Origin of the sequence: Arcanobacterium bovis, assembly GCF_004331995.1 — a bacterium.
GTDB classification, from domain to species: Bacteria; Actinomycetota; Actinomycetes; order Actinomycetales; family Actinomycetaceae; genus Arcanobacterium_A; species Arcanobacterium_A bovis.
In genome coordinates, this window is the sequence record NZ_SJDT01000004.1 from 138,002 (window position 1) to 156,574 (window position 18,573).

Annotated in this window: 16 protein-coding genes; 10 read left to right on the forward strand and 6 right to left on the reverse strand. The window is 53.4% G+C overall.

What is annotated here, in order from left to right; all coding sequences use genetic code 11:
• From folK to lysS, 8 genes are all read left to right on the forward strand, one after another.
• A complete protein-coding gene (gene folK / locus EZJ44_RS05985; protein ID WP_131281300.1) occupies positions 1–831 on the forward strand; it encodes a 2-amino-4-hydroxy-6-hydroxymethyldihydropteridine diphosphokinase in 831 nt (276 codons plus the stop codon).
• Entirely contained in the window at positions 828–1,370 is a 543-nt protein-coding gene (locus EZJ44_RS05990; RefSeq protein WP_131281302.1) for a DUF3180 domain-containing protein, read from the forward strand. The genes folK and EZJ44_RS05990 overlap by 4 nt, the downstream gene beginning before the upstream one ends.
• Positions 1,371–1,478: 108 nt before the next feature.
• Positions 1,479–1,976, forward strand: a complete 498-nt coding sequence (locus EZJ44_RS05995) for a PH domain-containing protein (RefSeq protein ID WP_131281304.1) — start codon at positions 1,479–1,481, stop codon at positions 1,974–1,976.
• Positions 1,973–3,697, forward strand: coding sequence for a PH domain-containing protein (locus tag EZJ44_RS06000; protein ID WP_131281306.1), 1,725 nt, complete (start codon positions 1,973–1,975; stop codon positions 3,695–3,697). Before EZJ44_RS05995 ends, EZJ44_RS06000 begins: the two co-directional genes overlap by 4 nt.
• A gap of 41 nt (positions 3,698–3,738) precedes the next feature.
• Positions 3,739–4,638 carry a Rossmann-like and DUF2520 domain-containing protein gene (locus tag EZJ44_RS06005; protein ID WP_241658614.1) on the forward strand — a complete coding sequence of 300 codons (900 nt, stop codon included), beginning with the start codon at positions 3,739–3,741 and terminating at the stop codon, positions 4,636–4,638.
• Between the two features lie 31 nt (positions 4,639–4,669).
• A complete protein-coding gene (gene panC / locus EZJ44_RS06010; RefSeq protein WP_131281308.1) occupies positions 4,670–5,509 on the forward strand; it encodes a pantoate--beta-alanine ligase in 840 nt (279 codons plus the stop codon).
• Positions 5,502–5,927, forward strand: coding sequence for an aspartate 1-decarboxylase (panD, locus tag EZJ44_RS06015; RefSeq protein WP_131281310.1), 426 nt, complete (start codon positions 5,502–5,504; stop codon positions 5,925–5,927). Before panC ends, panD begins: the two co-directional genes overlap by 8 nt.
• Before the next feature lie 131 nt (positions 5,928–6,058).
• Positions 6,059–7,582 (forward strand): lysine--tRNA ligase, encoded by a 1,524-nt coding sequence (lysS, locus tag EZJ44_RS06020; protein ID WP_131281312.1) that lies wholly within the window; start codon positions 6,059–6,061, stop codon positions 7,580–7,582.
• 201 nt (positions 7,583–7,783) lie between these two features.
• On the opposite strand, the gene glpK is transcribed toward lysS, so the two are convergent.
• From glpK to glpA, 5 genes are all read right to left on the reverse strand, one after another.
• Entirely contained in the window at positions 7,784–9,304 is a 1,521-nt protein-coding gene (glpK, locus tag EZJ44_RS06025; RefSeq protein ID WP_131281314.1) for a glycerol kinase GlpK, read from the reverse strand.
• 39 nt (positions 9,305–9,343) lie between these two features.
• A complete protein-coding gene (locus tag EZJ44_RS06030; RefSeq protein ID WP_131281316.1) occupies positions 9,344–10,093 on the reverse strand; it encodes an MIP/aquaporin family protein in 750 nt (249 codons plus the stop codon).
• A 387-nt stretch (positions 10,094–10,480) separates the two neighbouring features.
• Positions 10,481–11,776 carry an anaerobic glycerol-3-phosphate dehydrogenase subunit C gene (locus EZJ44_RS06035; protein WP_131281318.1) on the reverse strand — a complete coding sequence of 432 codons (1,296 nt, stop codon included), beginning with the start codon at positions 11,774–11,776 and terminating at the stop codon, positions 10,481–10,483.
• Complete coding sequence (gene glpB, locus EZJ44_RS06040; RefSeq protein WP_165496134.1) at positions 11,776–13,050, reverse strand: glycerol-3-phosphate dehydrogenase subunit GlpB; 1,275 nt, start codon at positions 13,048–13,050, stop codon at positions 11,776–11,778. The genes EZJ44_RS06035 and glpB overlap by 1 nt, the downstream gene beginning before the upstream one ends.
• A gap of 1 nt (position 13,051) precedes the next feature.
• A complete protein-coding gene (gene glpA / locus EZJ44_RS06045; RefSeq protein WP_131281322.1) occupies positions 13,052–14,863 on the reverse strand; it encodes an anaerobic glycerol-3-phosphate dehydrogenase subunit GlpA in 1,812 nt (603 codons plus the stop codon).
• A 218-nt stretch (positions 14,864–15,081) separates the two neighbouring features.
• On the opposite strand from glpA, the gene EZJ44_RS06050 reads away from it, so the two are divergent.
• Entirely contained in the window at positions 15,082–16,065 is a 984-nt protein-coding gene (locus EZJ44_RS06050; RefSeq protein ID WP_131281324.1) for a sugar-binding transcriptional regulator, read from the forward strand.
• On the opposite strand, the gene EZJ44_RS06055 is transcribed toward EZJ44_RS06050, so the two are convergent.
• Complete coding sequence (locus EZJ44_RS06055) at positions 16,041–17,114, reverse strand: HhH-GPD family protein (protein ID WP_241658615.1); 1,074 nt, start codon at positions 17,112–17,114, stop codon at positions 16,041–16,043. The two genes, EZJ44_RS06050 and EZJ44_RS06055, sit on opposite strands and share 25 nt — an antisense overlap.
• Before the next feature lie 111 nt (positions 17,115–17,225).
• Between EZJ44_RS06055 and EZJ44_RS06060 the strand changes: the two genes are divergently transcribed.
• Entirely contained in the window at positions 17,226–18,560 is a 1,335-nt protein-coding gene (locus EZJ44_RS06060) for a hypothetical protein (protein WP_131281326.1), read from the forward strand.
• The last annotated feature ends 13 nt before the right edge of the window (positions 18,561–18,573 follow it).

Sequence of the window (18,573 nt, forward strand, 5' to 3'; positions counted from 1 at the left end):
ATGCGCGTCGATACGATTCATCTGCGTGGATTGAGCGCTTATGGCACTCATGGAGTGCTTGACTTTGAGCACCGTGAGCCACAAGAATTCGTGGTAGATGTGTCTTATTCGGTGGTGACCGAACGTGCAGTTGTTACTGACGACATCTCCCATACGATCTCTTACGCGGATATTGCAGCCGCGGTAGTACAAAGGATTACGGGCGAACACGTTGATTTGATCGAAACGCTCGCTGATCGGATTGCGAATGACGTGCTCGAGTTTGGCGCGCGTGAGGTGGACGTGACGGTTCATAAACCGCAAGCGCCTATTGAGCAGACTTTTGCAGATGTGTGTGTGCAAGCACATCGCCAAGCTGCTATTTTGAGTGGTGGCCGGCGAAAATACGTCATTGCTTTGGGATCGAATCTTGATAATCCGCGCCAGCATGTGTCTGAAGCGATTGAGCAGCTCAGTGAGTTGTTTTCGGAAATGACAGTATCGGATTTGTTCACTACTGCACCAGTTCTTCACCCGGGTCAAGCTGAGCAGCCGGACTACGTCAATGCAGTGCTGATCGGCTATTCAGCGGCAGCTCCAATTGCTGTGTTGCATGCCTTGCAAGAGATTGAGTGGAAACACGGGCGTGAACGGCTCGAACATTGGGGAGCACGCACATTGGATCTCGACATTATTGCAATCGAAGGCGTGACCAGCTCCGACGTCGAACTCACGGTACCGCACCCGCGCGCAGCACTACGCCGCTTTGTGCTTGAGCCGTGGCTGAGCATCGAACCAGACGCCGAGCTAAGTGGTGTTGCTTTGACGCAGCTCGTTGGGAGTGCACAATGAATCATCGCCGAGGTTCGTCTGGTTCGCCTAGCCCGTCCGGATCATCGGGTTCGTTGCAGCCCACGCAGATCTGGTGGATACTGTGCCTAGTTGCGATCTCACTGGTGCTGTCTTTTTTCGGAATTGATCTGTGGCTTAGGCGCGGAAATTCCCCGATTTTATTGCCGGTGTGGGGCTTTGTGTTGCCACTTCTTGTTGGGATTTTTGTTTTGTGGCAAGGCTGGCGCGTGCGTGCCTATAAGCGGGGCAAAAGTGCCTTGGAAGCGCTCGCTGCTGCGCGAATTTGGGTGCTGACCCAAGCCACATCGCGGGCGGGAGCTGTGCTCACTGGTTTTAGCTTCGGCGTCGTCTTGGCATATGCGCACCTCAACCCCACGGCGTTTACCACTGATCAGATCCGAAACTTTTCTCTTGCTGGTTTGGGGTGGATCGCTTTGACGGTGGGTGCGCTTGTTGCCGAGCGCTGGTGTGTGGTTGATGACGACGGCGGCGATGGTGACGCAACACCTGGCGGCTCTCTTAACGCCGCGCAAGGCTAAACACGATAAAGCTGGTTCGCATTATCAGGATGTGGAAGAATAGATCCGCATGCAAGAACACGCTTCCATAGACAGTTGCATTGTGTATGGATCATGAAAAGGAACATCATGAAACAGCCATTCGGCTCCGAACTTAACTTCACCCCGGTAGACCCACAATATTTTAAGGTAATGCGGATATATGCTGTGCTCATTGCACTCGTAACGGTGTTGCCTGCAATCGTGCTGGCGATCATCTTCGGACGCGACACGGTTTCGCTGATCGTATGGTGGAGTATCGTGGCCGTACTCGCCGTCGTGGGCTTGGCGACCCTTTTCTTTGCGCGCCGGCGTGCGAAAGCGATTGGCTATCTCCAACGCGAGGATGAGCTGATCATTCGGCGCGGCATTATGTTCCATAAAATGACGGTGATCCCTTACGGCAGAATGCAGCAGGTGAATGTGGAAGCTGGACCGATTCTGAGCCGTTTTGGCCTAGCGAAAATTACGCTCGTGACAGCGTCAGCTGAATCCTCAGGAAGCATTCCAGGTATTTCACGTGGGGAAGCTGAGCGTTTGCGCGAAGTTCTCACCGCTCTGGGTAACGCACGGATGGAGGGGCTGTGAGCAGCGAAGACTTTAACGCCCTCGCCAGTGGCGACGACGCAAGCACTCGTGGCGACGACGCAAGCACTCGTGGCGACGACGCAAGCGCCACGACGTCGTCTGCCTCCGTTCCAATCGGAGCTGGCACCCAAGCTGAACAGCCCAGCTCAGGCGATCATATTCCGCCTGAGGCATGGCGCAAATTCCATAAAGTCACGCCTATTTCTCAGCTCGGCGCATTCTGGTTTGTGATCTGTTTCGGCATATTTTCCGTGATGAAACAGATGTTTGAGGATGGAAATCTCGAGTCTGCTATCAACGGTGTTCGCGATAATGCAACAACTGAGGCGCTGCTGATTCTTCTCGGAGCATTATTGCTGATCAGCGTGGTTGTGGTTGGTGTTGGCACGCTCATCTGGAAGAAGATGTCGTATGGGATTGTTCCAAGCGGAATCCACTATCGCAAAGGAATTTTCATTAAGCAGCACAAGCATATTCCGTGGAATCGGATTCAGAGTGTTGAAGTGGAACAGCGTCTTTTTGGGCGTATCTTCGGTTTTGGCTCGGTGAAAGTCGATTCTGCTGGTATGCAAAGTGAAAATATGGATCTTGGACTGTTGCGGCTGTCCGAGTGTTCGTCACTGCGCAAAGAAATTTTGCAGGCTCTCAATTCGGCTCGTACTGGAACGCCAGTTGCGGTGCAAACAACGCCGCTCACTGCATCAGGTTCGCCAACTGTGCCAGCACCGCAAGGCACAATAGCTGCTCAGGGGAGTGTGAACGCTGCGGGCGTTGTCCCGGAAAATGAGTTTAACGCCGTCCCGATTCTCGATGCGGACGACGACGAGCGCGATGTTTTGGTGTACAAGCTGGGTACGGGGCAAATGCTTGTCGCCAATATTTTTGATACGCAGACGTTACTGATGGTGTTCTTTACACTTATGCCACTTGTGCTCACGATTATTGCAGGTGACGTGCAATTTTTCGCTTTAATATTCCCAATCTTGGCTGTGGGGTGGACGATCCTTAAATCTTTGCTCGACGATTACGGAACTAAGATTTACCTCTCCGAAAATGGATTGCGACGCCGTGCAGGGCTTACGAAAGTTATCACGCGTACTATTCCGCCCCAGCGTGTGCACGCTATTGGTCTTTCGCAGCCGCTACTTTGGCGCCGTTTTGACTGGTGGAAACTCGATTTGACCACAGCTGACAAGGACCTCAAAGAGCTCAAACAACTTTCCCAATCGTTTATTTTGGCTGGTACTCGCGAAGAAGTCCTCCGCATATTGTGGACGCTTACACCCTCTTTAGGTTCCGACGACGATCGCGCTCTTCTCGCCGAAGCTCTCGATGGTCAGGGCACAGGAAAGTACTTTATGGGAGCGCCGAAGTCTGCTCGTTTGCTTGATCCAATTTCTTTGCCGGGTCGTGGCGTTTTTGCGTCCGTGCGCACTTTGATTGTTCGGCAGGGACGCTGGTCACGTAAGATTTCGTTGATTTTGCAAGATCACACTCAATCGACGATGGCTACAGTTGGCCCAATCCAGCGGTACAAGAATCTCGCATCGGTGAAAATTCACACGGTTTTGGGCCGCGTGGATACGAAGGTGAAGAATTTTGATCGGAACTTCGTCGAGCAACTTTTGATGCAGGAAACCGAATTGGCACGTCAAGCCCGCAGCATTGGTGTTTCGGAATCGTTGGCTGAGTGGAAAGCACGTGTTGGGCTGGGGAACTAGCAGCTGAGGAATGAGCGCATATTTCGCGGAAGGATGTCTTGGTGAATAGCCATGGCCGAATGAAAATCGGCATTATTTCTGCAGGTAAAGTTGGAGCTGCTTTGGGGAGCGCACTGCGTTCACAAGGTCACACCATCATCGGTGCTTATGCCACTTCGGAAGCCTCAATTGACAGGCTTGAAACAATGCTTCCAGGTGTTCCAGCGCTTGATGTGCCAAGCATCGTTGAGCAGTCCGAGTTAGTGCTTCTCACATTGCCTGACGACGAGTTAGAGCCACTCGTTGCAGGTTTGGCCAAGCTAGAACTTTGGCGACCAGGGCAGATCGTGGTTCATACGGCAGGTAGGTACGGCATTGGCGTCCTTGAGCCAGCGATTAGCGCGGGTGCTCTTGGTCTTGCTATCCACCCTGCCATGACTTTTACGGGCACTTCCTTGGATATTGCACGTCTGCAAGGATGCCCATTCGCCGTTACCGCTCCTGCGTTTATTCAAGCGATTGGGCACGCATTGGTTGCGGAAATGGGCGGGGATTCCTTCGTGATTCCTGAGGAGCACCGAGGTACTTACCACGCTGCTTTGAGCCACGGTGCCAACCATGTGGTGACGGTGATCGCCCAAGCAATGCAGTTGCTTGAAAGCATTGGGGTAGATGAGCCAGGAACGTATCTGCGCGCTTTGGTACACGCTTCGGTGGAGGGAGCGCTCAGTTCGGGAGATTCTTTGCTCACAGGACCGATTGTGCGCGGTGATGTTAAGACGCTAGCTTCACACCTGGCAACTGTTGATGCAAGTGCGGCGTTCGATCCAGATCTTGCTGATATTCCGCCAGTTTATCGAGCTATTGCGGAGGCGACGACGCAACGCGCTCTTCGGCGTCGTGCGCTCACCCGGAGCACTGCCCAACGGATGCGTGACCAGATTCGCGCGAACGAGTTATAGTCTCGTTGGCGACGGCAGTTAGGATGTGAATGTGCACATTTCACATACAAAATCCGATCTATCCGCTTATCTCAAGGACTCTTCTGGTTCGCGCGCGCTCGTCATGACCATGGGGGCTCTGCACGAAGGGCACCTTGCGTTGGTGCGTGAGGCGCGTAAAACTGCTGATACCGTGGTGGTGTCGATATACGTTAATCCGCTCCAATTCGGACCAAACGAAGATTTTGACGCTTACCCGCGCGATCTTGATGCCGACCTCGCGCTTTTGGAGCCTGCCGGCGTTGATGTGGTGTTCGCGCCGTCGGATGATGAGATGTATCCGCGTGAGCCGCTCGTGCGCATTGAGCCAGGACCAGTGGCTACGATGCTTGAGGGCAAAACTCGCCCAGGTCATTTTGCTGGCGTGCTGCAAGTGGTACACAAGGTTTTCAATATGGTGCAACCTGATATTGCCTATTTTGGGCAAAAAGATGCCCAACAACTGGCATTGATTCGCACAATGGTTGCCGATTTGGATATGCCGGTGGAGATTCGGGCAGTACCGATTCAGCGTGAGAAATCTGGACTGGCTCTGAGCTCGCGCAATGCCTACCTCACCGATTCACAGCGGGCGAATGCTTTGGCGCTTTCTCAAGCGCTTAAAGACGGCGTGCGAGCAGGTGAGGAGCACGGTACGATTCCTGAAATTATCCGAGCTGCAGTGGCCGATATTTCGGAAAATCCGAAAGTGAAACTCGATTATTTGACTTTGGTTGATCCACAGACCTTCATGCCGCTCCAACCTGATTTCACTGGTACCGGTTTGCTCGTTGTAGCGGCTTGGGTGGGTACAACTCGCTTGATCGACAATATGGAGGTTTCCATTGGCTGAGCGTATGCGCACGATGATTAGCGGAAAGATCCACCGTGCCACAGTTACCGGGGCGGCTTTGAACTACGTTGGTTCGATTACTATTGATGCCGATTTGCTCGACGCTGCCGATATTCTGCCTGGTGAAAAAGTGGACGTTGTGAATGTGAACAACGGCGCTCGTTTGAGTACCTACACTATTCCAGGGGAGCGCGGTAAAGGTGAAATTATTCTTAATGGCGCGGCTGCTCATCACGTATCCCTTGGCGATCTTGTGATCATTATGTGCTACGCCGCGATGCCCGATGAGCAGGCGAAATCCTGGCGGCCGCGCGTCGTCTTCGTTGATGAGTACAACAAGATTGTTGATACCTCAGATCAGCCGGGACAAGTGCCTGATGGTACGGAAGGGCTGCATTCCTCGGGAATCCCGATGTGATAGTGGACTCGCGGCTTCAATGAAGCGGCTTGTCGGCTGAATAACAGCTAATTTTCAGTTCGTTGAGCGCCAAGAAGCCCAAATACCTATAAAATAATATTGTTGTTTTGTAACCTCTAAAGGTGAGTACTATGAATGAAAATCCAGTTCCAGTTGCTGATGACACTCCTGAGCAGATCAAGGTTCGCAAGGAGAAGCGTGCGCGACTCATGGAACAGGGCCGCGATCCGTATCCGGCAGAGCTTCCGATCACGTCAACCATTGGGCTTGTGCGCAAGAAGTACACGCAGGTCGAGGCAGGAGAAGAACTTGCTGATGAGGTAGGTATCGCGGGTCGCGTCATGCTGATGCGTCCGTCGGGCAAGATCGCTTTTGTTGCGTTACAGGCGGGCGACGGCGAACGCTTGCAGGTTATTTTTTCGCTTGCGAATGTAGGACAAGAAGCTCTCGACCAGCTCAAGGCTGATGTAGACCTTGGCGATCACATTTTTGTGCAAGGTCATATTGGTGCTTCCAAGCGCGGTGAACTCTCTGTATTTGCACATTCGTGGGCGATGGCTTCTAAGGCGATTCGTCCGCTTCCTAAGACGTTCACGAATGCTGAGGGTGAAGAGATGACCCTCAGTGAAGAAATGCGTGTGCGCAAGCGCCATTTGGATCTTATTACTCGCCAGAGTGCTCGCGATATGATTCGCATTCGTGCTGCTGTGATGCGTTCGATTCGCAAGACCTTCGAAGAGCGCGAATACATCGAGATTGAGACCCCTACTCTGCAGAATTTGCATGGTGGCGCTGCGGCTCGACCATTCACCACCCATATCAATGCTTATGATCAGGATCTTTACTTGCGTATCGCCACGGAGCTTTACCTCAAGAAAGCTGTTGTGGGTGGCGTGGAGCGAATCTACGAGATCGGTAAGAATTTCCGCAATGAGGGAGCCGATTCCTCGCATTCGCCTGAGTTTACAGCCATGGAAGCTTATGAGGCTTATGGCACTTACGATACGATGGCTAAGCTCACGAAAGATATTATCCAGAATGCTGCGCGCGACGTCTTCGGTTCACTGGTGGTAACGCTTGCTGACGGTACTGAATACGATTTGGGCGGAGAATGGGACGAAATCTGCCTCTACGACTCGCTGTCGGAAAAACTGGGCGAGGAAATTACCGTAGATACCCCGCGTGAGCGCCTGCTGGAAATTGCTGCTGAGCACGAGATTAAGGTCAAGGAATACGCCGTTAATGGCAAGATCGTTGAAGATATCTGGGAAGAGCTCGTGGGTAATCTCCTATACAAGCCAACGTTTGTGCGTGATTTCCCAGAGGACACCTCTCCGCTTACCCGTTACCATCGCACGAAGCCAGGATTGACGGAGAAGTGGGATCTCTATATTCGCGGCATGGAGACTGCAACGGCATATTCCGAGCTTGCAGATCCTGTTGTACAGCGTGACCGCTTGACGCAGCAGTCCTTGGAAGCAGCCAACGGCGATCCAGAAGCGATGCAACTTGATGAGGACTTCATCGAGGCTATGGAACAAGGCTTCCCTCCTGCCGGAGGTATGGGTATGGGTGTTGATCGCCTGCTTATGGTGCTCACCGGACTCGGAATCCGTGAGACTATTGCATTCCCATTTGTGAAGCTTTCAAACTGATAAAGCAGGGTCTCTCGAGCTTGACTCAACTGATAGAGATGAGCAGGCTTGAGGGGCTGTGCAAGCCTTAGCAATGCCTACTTGTTCTTTGTCAGTGTGTAACTGAGATCGGGGTGGGTTTAGCAAGGAATTCCTTGCTAAACCCACCCCGATCATATCAACGACGAAAAATTCAATCCTCAGTAGGAGTAGGAGTTACAGTCAACGAACGTCGTCGTCAACCCAGTCGAAGGTGCGGGTAACAGCCTTCTTCCAGAGACGCATCTGGCGATCGCGCTCGGAAGCTTCCATCTTTGGCTCCCAACGTTGATCTTCTTGCCAGTTGTTGATGACGTCCTGCTCGCCGTCCCAGAAGCCAACAGCGATACCAGCAGCGTATGCTGCACCGAGAGCGGTGGTTTCTGCAACCTTTGGCTTCACAACTGGAACGCCGAGGATATCAGCCTGGAACTGCATGAGAGCGCTGTTAGCAGTCATGCCGCCGTCAACGCGGAGTTCAGCGAGATCAACGCCAGAGTCTGCGTTCATAGCTTCGAGCACTTCAGCAGTCTGGAATGCGGTAGCTTCGAGCACAGCGCGAGCGATGTGTCCGCGGTTGTTGTAGCGGGTGAGACCCACGATAGCGCCGCGAGCGTCGTCCTTCCAGTATGGAGCGAACAGACCCGAGAACGCTGGAACAACGTAAACGCCGCCATTGTCTTCAACCGAAGAAGCAAGTGTCTCGATTTCTGGTGCGGACGAAATCAAACCGAGTTGGTCGCGAATCCACTGCACCAAGGAGCCGGTAACAGCAATCGAACCTTCGAGAGCGTAAACAGCTTCCTGTTCACCGATCTTGTAGCACAGGGTGGTAAGAAGACCGTTCTCGGAGGTAACTGCCTCGTGGCCGGTGTTAATAAGCATGAAGCAGCCGGTACCGTAGGTGTTCTTTGCCATGCCCTTCTCGAAACATGCCTGACCGAAGGTCGCTGCCTGCTGATCGCCAAGATCGCCCGAGATTGGTGTATCGATGATGAGCGAGTTCTTAGCACCGTATCCGTAGACTTCGGAGGAGGACTTGATCTCTGGGAGCATCGACATTGGAATGCCCATATCTGCACAGATGTTGGCGTCCCATTCGAGCTTGCGAACGTCCATGAGCATGGTGCGCGATGCGTTGGTTACGTCGGTGACGTGTACGCCGCCTTCTGGACCACCGGTGAGGTTCCAGATAACCCAGGTGTCGGTGTTACCGAAGAGGAGGTCGCCTGCTTCTGCCTTCTCACGTGCACCTTCAACGTTGTCGAGGATCCACTTGATCTTTGGTCCGGAGAAGTAGGTTGCCAGTGGGAGACCACAGATCTCCTTGTATTTGTCTGGGCCTTCGTTACCAGCAAGCTCGCGAACGATCATGTCGGTGCGGGTGTCCTGCCAAACGATTGCGTTGTAAACTGGCTCGCCGGTGTTCTTGTCCCAGACGACGGCGGTCTCGCGCTGGTTAGTGACACCAACCGCAGCGATTTCGTGGCGGTTGACGTCTGCCTTGGATAGTGCTTGGCCGATTACTTCACGAACGTTATCGCGAATCTCGATTGGGCAGTGCTCTACCCAGCCTGCTTTCGGGAAGATCTGCTCGTGTTCGAGCTGACCTACCGAAACGATTTCACCGGAGTGATTGAATAGGATTGCGCGCGATGAGGTTGTGCCCTGATCGATGGAAAGAATGTACTTTTTCTCAGTCATCTTCGACTTTTCCTTTCAGGAATGTTTAGTTTGGATGGATTACATTATCTGGAAAATGTTGAGTGCACCAGTTCCGAAAACGAGACCAGCGAGAACGCCACCTATGATAGGGCCAACTACTGGAACCCAAGCGTAACCCCAGTCAGAGCCACCCTTACCCTTGATCGGGAGGACTGCGTGTGCGATACGTGGCGCAAGGTCACGAGCTGGGTTGATTGCGTATCCGGTTGGTCCACCGAGCGATGCGCCAATAGATACGATAACTACTGCAACTGCGAGTGGGCCGAGTGCGGACTTGGTCTGACCATTGACCATAACCCACGAAACGAGCACAAAGGTACCGATGATTTCGGTAAGAACATTCCACAGGCCATTGCGGATAGCTGGGCCGGTTGCGAACGTTCCGAGGATCTCGCCCTGATCCTCATGTGCGTCGTAGTGCTGCTTGAACGTAACCCAAGCGAGTACTGCACCAACAAATGCGCCGAGGAATTGCGCAGCAATGTAGGTCAGAGTTGAGGCTGCAGTGATTGCCACGCCTGGTACGAATTCAGATGCGCCAGAAGCGATAACACCAAGGGTAACTGCTGGGTTCAGATGTCCGCCGGTCTTGTATGCCATGTACACACCAACGAAGACAGCGAAACCCCATCCGAAGTTGATGAGTAGCCAGCCGCCGCCTTGTCCCTTCGAGTGCTTGAGAAGATTTGTGGCTACAACGCCAACACCAAGTAGGAGGAGGAACATTGTTCCAATGAATTCAGATAAAAAGACTTGTGCAAGAGACATCTTGAACCTGTGCTTTCCGAATAATAACTGTGAAAGTTAATGGATGGATATTGTGCTCTGAAATCGATGGCTATTTTCTAGACAATGTGCTTCATTGCATTAATTTCAGGCTAGTAAAACTATGACACAAATTACTCTCTGAGAATACTTGGAATGGCGGTATGCACGAACGTGCAAAATTATTTTTCTTCAAAGGGAGCATGTGCATTATTTAACATCATAAAACCGCAGGATATCGCCAAAAAGTACACAAAATACACTGCGGGGGATGGTTCACTTCAACCGATTGAAGTGAACCATCCCCCGCAGGTGAGAGTCAGTATTGCTAAATCTGAAAACAGGCCGAGTGATCTAGCACTGGCTCAACGTGATCTAGCACTGGCTCAATCAGGACTTTGACTTCTTCTTCATGTCCTCCCACGGCATGCCGCGCAGCTCGCTCGTTCCGGCCAGCCCAAGTGCATGGTGGATGAGCTGAACTGGGTGAATTACTTCAGCGCCAGAGCCTTTGCGAATCTGCCAGCGGCAGGTTTCCGTCTCGCACGCAGCAAGTTCAGGGTTCGTGCGCTTAACCATATCGAAAAGCGGTTTGCCGACTTTCTGAGCCACCTCATACTTTTCTTTCTTCAAGCCATAGGTTCCGGCGATGCCGCAGCATTGCTCGCCTGATTCAATGACCGTCACGCCAGGAATAGTCTCCATCATGCGAATTGCTGGCTTTCCGATACCCTGCGACTTCACCTGGCATGGCTGGTGGTAAGGAATCGTGAGATCTCTACGGCCAAGCTCCTCAATTGGGAACTCGCCCGCGTCCATCAATTCGAGGAGGAACTCGGAGGTTTCCACCATTCGCGAGCCGACGTCGATCAGTTCCGGATCGTCAATGCCCATGATCTCGTGTGCCTCGTGGCGCAACATGCCAGCGCATGATCCCGACGACGATACAATAGTCAGTTCTTTACCTGCACTACGCAGCTGCGCACAGAGTTTACGCACAGCTTTAGCTGCTTCGTTGAACAAACCATTGGACTGCTGTGCCAATCCACAGCACCCTTGCTTGGGCACGATAACCTTGTACCCAATATGCTCAAGTACTTCAACAGTAGCGATCGACGTCGCAACTTCAAAGTAACCGCCAGCGCAACCGTGGAAGAACACGATCGGTCCCTTAGGGAATGGGCCAGTGCGAGTCTTTTCGTGCTTGCGGAACCAGCCCATGAATGTGCGTGACTTCGCCTTAGGCACCGGAGCTTCATGGTGAACGCCCACAACTTTTTCAACGATCTTACGGATTGGCTTGTTAGCCAGCGCTGCATTCGCAATTGGGGCGAACGGCGTCATCAATTTGCCTTCGAGCTCGGTCTGCGTGATCAGACGGTCACGCAATGGCATATGGTCGGCCTTCATTACAGCACGTGCCTGGCCATTCATTTCGGCAATCTTCACTCCCTGCGGGCAAACCGTTGTGCAGATGCCGCAGCCTGAGCAGTAATCGAGAGAGTAATCAACTGACGCGCCGTGGCGATACCGTTCTGCTTGTGGACCAACGAACTTCGGGCCCGAGAAAAGTGGCGTGGCTTTAGCAACCGGGCACTGAGTTTCGCAAATTGTGCATTTGACGCACGAATCAAGCGAAACACGCGCCATCGAAATTTTGGCATTTTCCATTGGATTTGCGCCCATTAGAGTTCCTCATTTCCCTTCTGGATAGCAGTTGCTGCTGCCCAAGCCGAGCCCAGCGTGATTCCTTCGCCGGATTTTTCTTCCCATGCAAGTGCGCCACCAAGGCAATCGCCAAGGCAGAAAAGATTGGAGTACAGCACTTCTCCGTCAGTGTTGAGTGGATTCATTGACCCATTGACGCGCACGCCGCTGCGGTAAATCGCTTCGGCATGGAAGTCTTTGTCGGTTACTTCAGGAGTGTAAATCGGCAGGTCAAAAACGGACTCTCGGATCACCCCGTAGGAATCGCGCGCAAGATTTCCTGATTCGTAACCGCCGCCAGCATGAATGATGTAGTCAGCCTTAACTTCTGAAACTCGCCCTGCACGCTGGACTTTTACTGCGGAAATAGAATCTCCGGCCGCAATAAAACCAGTGGCTACGGCATTGAGCTGGATATCAATTCGCGCTTCACGGCAGGCCACGGTGAGGATGTCGTTGATACGCCTACCTGGCACTGACGGTGGCGGGAGTGGGATTTCGCCTACTGGAGCTCCAACTTCCGCAGAAATCTCTGTGAACGTGTGCGGATCGAGCCCAAGTACAGCAGGAACGAGTACCGTTTCGCCTTCCTGAACTTCCTTTTTGATCGCTTGAATCAAGGCTTGGCGTTCAGCTGAGTTAAGGCCTTCATCCAATGAGCGAGCGTGGGTAGTTCCCGATGCATCGTGTTCTTTTCCGCCCCGAAGTGGCAGATCAATCGTGATGCAGCGGGCGCTTACGTCCACATAAGGTGAGCGGGAGAGATTGTCGGCGATCAGTTGAACTGGGAAATCCTTGAGGCGCGAAAGCCCAACAATGAGTAGTTTCTTGCCGTCTTTGAGGATGGATTCCTGCATGGAATCAGGAACTGCTGCTGTTGGACGCACCGCACCTACCGCCGTCGGCATAAGAACGTTGGTGTCCAAGAAATCTTCCTTGCTCCGTGCAGTGCTGAACAGGTCGATTCTGCGAGTTAGCCATTTGACTCCCTCAAGCACATTCGCAGTGCCGATTGCGGCATAAGGATGTGCAGGATTTTTAGTGATGAACGATTCCAATGCGCTGGAGAGCTTGCGAACTGGTTCGGTGCTCCGAACGCCGTCTTCCCAGCCTAGGACGTCGATTGTGCCATTCGATAGCAGCAGACCACCGATACCGCGGCTCACCACGGTGACGGTATGGCCTTGTTCGCGCAGCATAAGAGCACTTGAAAGACCTGCTAGGCCAGCGCCGATTACTAAAATCTTGCTCATATCAGGACTCCTTCGTGGTTGTGCCAGCAGCGCCGACTGTCTCAAGCTGCGCATCGGCTGGTTCGGGCTGCGCAACGCTCAGCTCTGGAACCGTGTGTGCTACTTCGTCGAGTGACTGAGCAGGTGATGGCTCTAAATGAGTGGGGGAGACGCCGTCATGCCTGCCATGCAGCAGCGCCAAATCGCCAGTTGCGCGGCGCGAATCTTCGTTTGGAGCAGGTAGGTGGTCAATATCCAGTGCGCCACTGAGAATCCACTTATCGAGCGCCGCCTCACGCAGCTGCTGGCCATAGAGCAGATTACGAATTCCTTGCGAGCGGTTACCTACGAACAGGCGAAGCATCGTCGACGTGCGATCTGCGAGCTGTTCAGGAGTCATACCGTGGAATACTTCAGAAGTTTCGCTGTTTTGACGTGCGAAATCATGCATGATTCCCGCAGCTCGCAGTGAACAGAACCCACCTTGGCATGGTCCCATGCCCACGCGCAACTTGCGGCGAATATCGTCGAGGTTGGCATCGGGCTGGTTTGCCAATTCTTTTTCAATCATTGAGCGGGTAACCAGCTCACATTCACACACAATCGGATCGTTGAGGCGGTCAGCTTCGCGCTCTTTGAGACGGTCGGTGACTTTGTGGGTCGGGTGGCCTTGCGCACTCGGTACCGCTTCTTGATCCGTGGTGCATTCGCGATGCTCACCGAGTTTCTCACACATAGCATCGACGACGTTCTTCGCCATGAGTCGATAGGTGGTGAGTTTTCCGCCAGCGATGGTGAGCATTCCAGAAATTCCATCGCGCGATTCGTGGTCAATGATCGACATTCCGCGCGACATATGACGAGTATCAGAAGCGCTCACGCGGCGGTCTTTAATAAGTGGGCGCGCACCTGCCCAAACATGCACTGCTCGCGCTTGGCGGAAACCGGGGATAAGCGCCTCACCGGCATCGAGCATCTGCTGTACTTCCGAGTCCTTGATTTCGAGGAAATCGGGGTCTTTTGCGGCTTCATCGGTGGTGCCAATGATGCAGACGGTGTGAGCAGGAACGATGATATCGCCGTCTGCGGGGTAAATGCATCGGTTGACGACTGAATTGACGAGTCGGTGGTTCATCGCCACCATAATGCCACGACCAGGCACAACATCAACTTCTGGAGCGCCGGCCATCTCAGCAATTTGGCCTGCCCAAGGACCGGCGGCGTTGATCACAAAGTGGCAATCAATTCGCACATCTTCGCCTGTTTTCTCGGCGCGGCACAGAACTGCCTGCACGGCGCCGTCTTCTACGACGATTTTGGTGACGCGATGGTAGCTGAGAATCTTAGCTCCGTAAGCCTTTGCCGACTCGGCAGCACCCCAGGTCATTCGCCAGCCGTCTACCGCGCCGTCTTCAACCTCGAAAGCGCGCTTGATGCCCGGGTTGAGACGTGGCTCGCGACGCAGTGCTTCGGCGATTGAGATTTCTGCGGCTGGAACTCGGGTATCGCGAGCAGCTTGGAGGAATTTGTCGGCGTGTTCCTCGGTGTCCTGCGGGGTGACGACGAAGAGCCCACCGGTTGCTTCCACCGCGTCAGAATGAATCCGCCGGATAATGGCGTTTTCTTCCGCGCACTCAGTGGCTGAACCAGGATCGGATACCACGTATCGTCCGCCGGAATGGAGCAGGCCATGGAAGCGCCCAGTGGTACCTTGAGCCAAATCAGCTCTTTCAACCAGAACAGCACGGAACCCGCGCAATGCAAGATCACGCACCGTTCCTGCGCCTGTGGCTCCGCCACCAATAACAACTACATCAGTTTCGATTCTTTGCATAACCGTCTTCCACTCTGAAGTTGGTTGATAATTACGCTCCCCAAGGGTTTGGGAAGTTCTAGATAACTAGACTAGGCGTTTTTGAACATGGCTATTAAATCAGAGAGGCGAATCTGGGCAATATTGGGCAGATGTGCACGGACGGTCATGAGTGATGGTCGAACGTTCAAGTGTGGTATTTTAGCAATGGAGAAAACTTTTATGAAGGGTGGGTAAGCGTGGACGAGCGCTTTAATCTCGCGTATGAAGCTGCGGTGATGCATTTTGTGCAGGGCGAAACTATGGAATCAATCGCGCGTAGGCTTGGCGTATCGCGCTCAACTGTTTCGCGACTTGTAAAAACTGCTCGTGAGCTGGGCTATGTGCAGATTTCTTTACACCCTCCTCAGGAACTTGTTGATACATTAGGCTCGCGAATTTCCCAAAAATTCGGTGTTCGTACACACGTGGTGCCAGTGCCTTTCGGTGCGAACGACGCACGCCGTCTCACCGCCGTCGCCACTATGGCGGGAATTCTGATCTCCGAGATTGTAAAACCGAACGACGTAGTAGGTGTGGCATGGGGAAATACGCTTTCCGCCGTCACCGATCACCTTGTGCCCAAGCCTGCGTCAGGCTCAATCGTGGTGCAGCTCAACGGTGCAGCGAATCAGGTTAGTACGGGAATCCCATACGCTGGCGAAATTATGGAAGCTTTCGGACAAGCCTATGGAGCTGCGGTAACGCATTTCCCAGTGCCTGCGTTTTTCGATTATCCCGAGACTCGCAACCTCTTGTGGCGTGAGCGCTCGATCGCCGCTGTGCGCCAGCTACAATCACGTGCCGATATTGCAATTTTCGGTATCGGCGCCATGGTAGGAGCCGTGCCGTCCCAAGTCTATTCCGGAGGCTATCTCACTCCCGATGAACTAGGTTCGCTCTCCTCCGAGGGCGTGGTGGGCGACGTGTGTACGGTGCTGTTGCGCGCCGACGGGTCATGGGAAGATCTCGAGCTGAACCGGCGCGCATCTGGGCCGACGCCGAACGATCTGCGAGCTATACCGCGCAGAATTTGCATCGTTTCCGGTGTCGAGAAAGTCGTGCCTCTGCTCGCTGCCTTGCGAGCCGGCGTGGTGACGGATCTCGTTATTGACGAAGACTCAGCGGCGCGCTTGCAAGAGTTGAGCAAAGTTGCCGATCATTGCAGGCCAGGTAGCGAATAGGTCTCATCCCGGGCGGTGACCAAACCGTCGTCTTCCAAAGAGTTCAACGCAGCATCGAAACGTTCGTTCGAAAGTCCGCTATAGGTGAGAAGGTCGCCTTTACTGGCATGACGGCGTTCGCGTAGTACCGCCATGATCTTTCCGCGAGCTTCTCGTTGCGTACCTAGAAATTTTTGGGTGCTGCGCGTATGTGCGTAAGCATCGCCTGGCTTTCCCGTGTGAAACCACAAACAGCCGTTCTGAACAGGACATGTATCGCACCTTGGATCGCGGGCTGTGCATACCAAAGCGCCAAATTCCATAATCGCTGTATTCCATTGCGCTGCAGAAACTGGCTCGGAAGGCACAAAAGTTCGGGCGCGCTCGCGTTCGGATGCCGTTTGCGACGGCGGTGGCAAAGCAGCGCCATGCCATCGTGCTAAAACTCGCCGAATATTCGTATCGAGCACTACGGAGTACTTGCCAAATGCGAAGGCAAGCACGGCGTCGGCAGTGTATGCACCGATACCAGGAAGCGCCAGTAACTCTTCACGGGTGCTTGGCAGAACGCCGTCATAATCCCTGGCAACAACGCGCGCACATTCTTGCAGGCGCAGGGCGCGCCGCGGATAGCCGAGTCGATCCCACGCAACCAGCACTTCGGCAGGCGATGCGGCGGCTAGATCGGTAGGCGTTGGCCAATGTTTCATCCAGCGCGTCCATGCAGGAAGTACACGACTAACTGGGGTTTGCTGGCTCATGACTTCACAAACAAGAATTGCCCACGGTGTTGCGCCTAGCTGGCGCCACGGAAGATCGCGGTGATTGCTTTCGTACCAATCGCAGATGATGTGGTGGAAGGTTTCAATTGGCATCAGTAGGCTTTGACCACCAGCTTCGTTGATAGAAGCCGCAGTGGGCGGGGGTGTTTTCTGTGGCGTTTCAAGTGCCGGTTCCGGTTTGGTTTGGCTAGTTTCATTCTTGGCATGGGCGGATGCCGAAGTCGAAAGATCAGTGTCCTGCTCGGATCGGGCATTTGCCCGCTTGTTAGTTATATTTTTCGATGCCATCGCCTCAAGTGTGCCAGAAAATGGACTTGCTCTGCGATGTGATTGCATACAAACCGCCGCTTTCGGCGTGGAATATCGCATTATGCGGGCAGTTCACGTTACCGTTATTACGTGGTACATGATGAAAGACGACGGTCGGGCAAGGATTCTTCGCGCGCGCGAGGTTTTTTGCGTTCAACGCGAGCAAATAACTCTGCGCAATCGCAAGGCGATGAGAGTGCGCGGGGAGTAGCAGACCGCGGAGCTACTGGGAGTTCGGGGCGTGCGGGTAAATCGTCACGTACCGGTGGTAGTTTTCCTTCTCGTTTGCGCAGTACCGTAGATTCATCACGCGGTGGCAAAGACAATGTCGGTCGTGTTGGGAATCGAAAAGGGGAAAGCGGTCGCAGCTCTGGAGCTAATGGTCGCGCAACGACAAAGAAAAGTTTGCATGGTGCAACCGTGCGTACTTCTTCTTCATCTCATGGTGGTGATATTCCACGAGGTGCAGCTGTGCCCAAGAAAATGCGTTCGATGGAACCGCGGTCGGGCAATCACTCCAACCCATCGCGTGAAAAACAGGCGCAGACTATCAGACATGGGCGCACGGCGTCGGGCAAAACTCGTGTCGAGACTGACGCTAGCCGTTTGCGGCGCGTTCCTCCGACGTCGTCACAAGCATCACGTGGGGGACCACTGCCACGTTCAATTCGCAATAATCGACAGACGACGCAACGAAGCGGCCTAGCAAGTATTTTGCGCAATAAAAAGCTCGTTGTGACTGTTTCTCTTGTATTGGTGCTGATTATTGCCCTGCTTGGTGTGTACACAGTTCTTAAAAACGCGCTCGCCAAAATGGATGCCAATAGTAGTGCTCCTGCGGCTACCGCAAACTTTGATCCAGTGCAATGTACACCGGATATGTTAGAAGTTACGCTCGCGCGGCAAGGATCACGATCTGGGCAGGCAGTGAACTTCAATATCAGCATTAAGAACGATAAAGGTGAGCGTCCATGTTACTTGGATATCGGCTATAAGCACGCTGGTATCAAGATTTGGAGTGGCGAGCAGCCGGTTTGGGATTCCAAGGTGTGCAATGCGGGCGAAGCGAGTAAAGTCCTGTTGCTCGATAAGAATCTGACGAGCGCGCAAACGATCACGTGGGATGGCAACGTTTACGGAGCAAACTGTTCAAAACAGTACCCGTCGAAGGCTGGTACATATCAAGCGCAATTTAGTATCGACTCGGTAGATTTTGGCTCGAAGCTTGCTTTCTCATTAGACCCGAATGGCAAGAGCGCGCAGGCTGTTCAGCAGCAAGGCGCACCGCAGCAAAATCAGCCAACGGTACAGCCCTCGCCCGATCCGAACGTGAAATCTGACATTGACGGTGACGGATCGGCTGTCGATAAAGCTGATCCGGAGAAGTACAAGAGTGATGCGCCAAGTGATGTGACGGGCAGATAAGCTTGATGCGGCG

Bases quoted from the DNA above. Each gene is read 5' to 3' on its own strand.
- EZJ44_RS06035 (WP_131281318.1), bottom strand. From the start codon at position 11,776: ATGGGCGCAAATCCAATGGAAAATGCCAAAATTTCGATGGCGCGTGTT.
- EZJ44_RS06055 (WP_241658615.1), bottom strand. From the start codon at position 17,114: ATGGCATCGAAAAATATAACTAACAAGCGGGCAAATGCCCGATCCGAG.
- glpA (WP_131281322.1), bottom strand. From the start codon at position 14,863: ATGCAAAGAATCGAAACTGATGTAGTTGTTATTGGTGGCGGAGCCACA.
- EZJ44_RS05995 (WP_131281304.1), top strand. From the start codon at position 1,479: ATGAAACAGCCATTCGGCTCCGAACTTAACTTCACCCCGGTAGACCCA.
- lysS (WP_131281312.1), top strand. From the start codon at position 6,059: ATGAATGAAAATCCAGTTCCAGTTGCTGATGACACTCCTGAGCAGATC.
- glpB (WP_165496134.1), bottom strand. From the start codon at position 13,050: ATGAGCAAGATTTTAGTAATCGGCGCTGGCCTAGCAGGTCTTTCAAGT.
- glpK (WP_131281314.1), bottom strand. From the start codon at position 9,304: ATGACTGAGAAAAAGTACATTCTTTCCATCGATCAGGGCACAACCTCA.
- EZJ44_RS06030 (WP_131281316.1), bottom strand. From the start codon at position 10,093: ATGTCTCTTGCACAAGTCTTTTTATCTGAATTCATTGGAACAATGTTC.
- EZJ44_RS05990 (WP_131281302.1), top strand. From the start codon at position 828: ATGAATCATCGCCGAGGTTCGTCTGGTTCGCCTAGCCCGTCCGGATCA.
- folK (WP_131281300.1), top strand. From the start codon at position 1: ATGCGCGTCGATACGATTCATCTGCGTGGATTGAGCGCTTATGGCACT.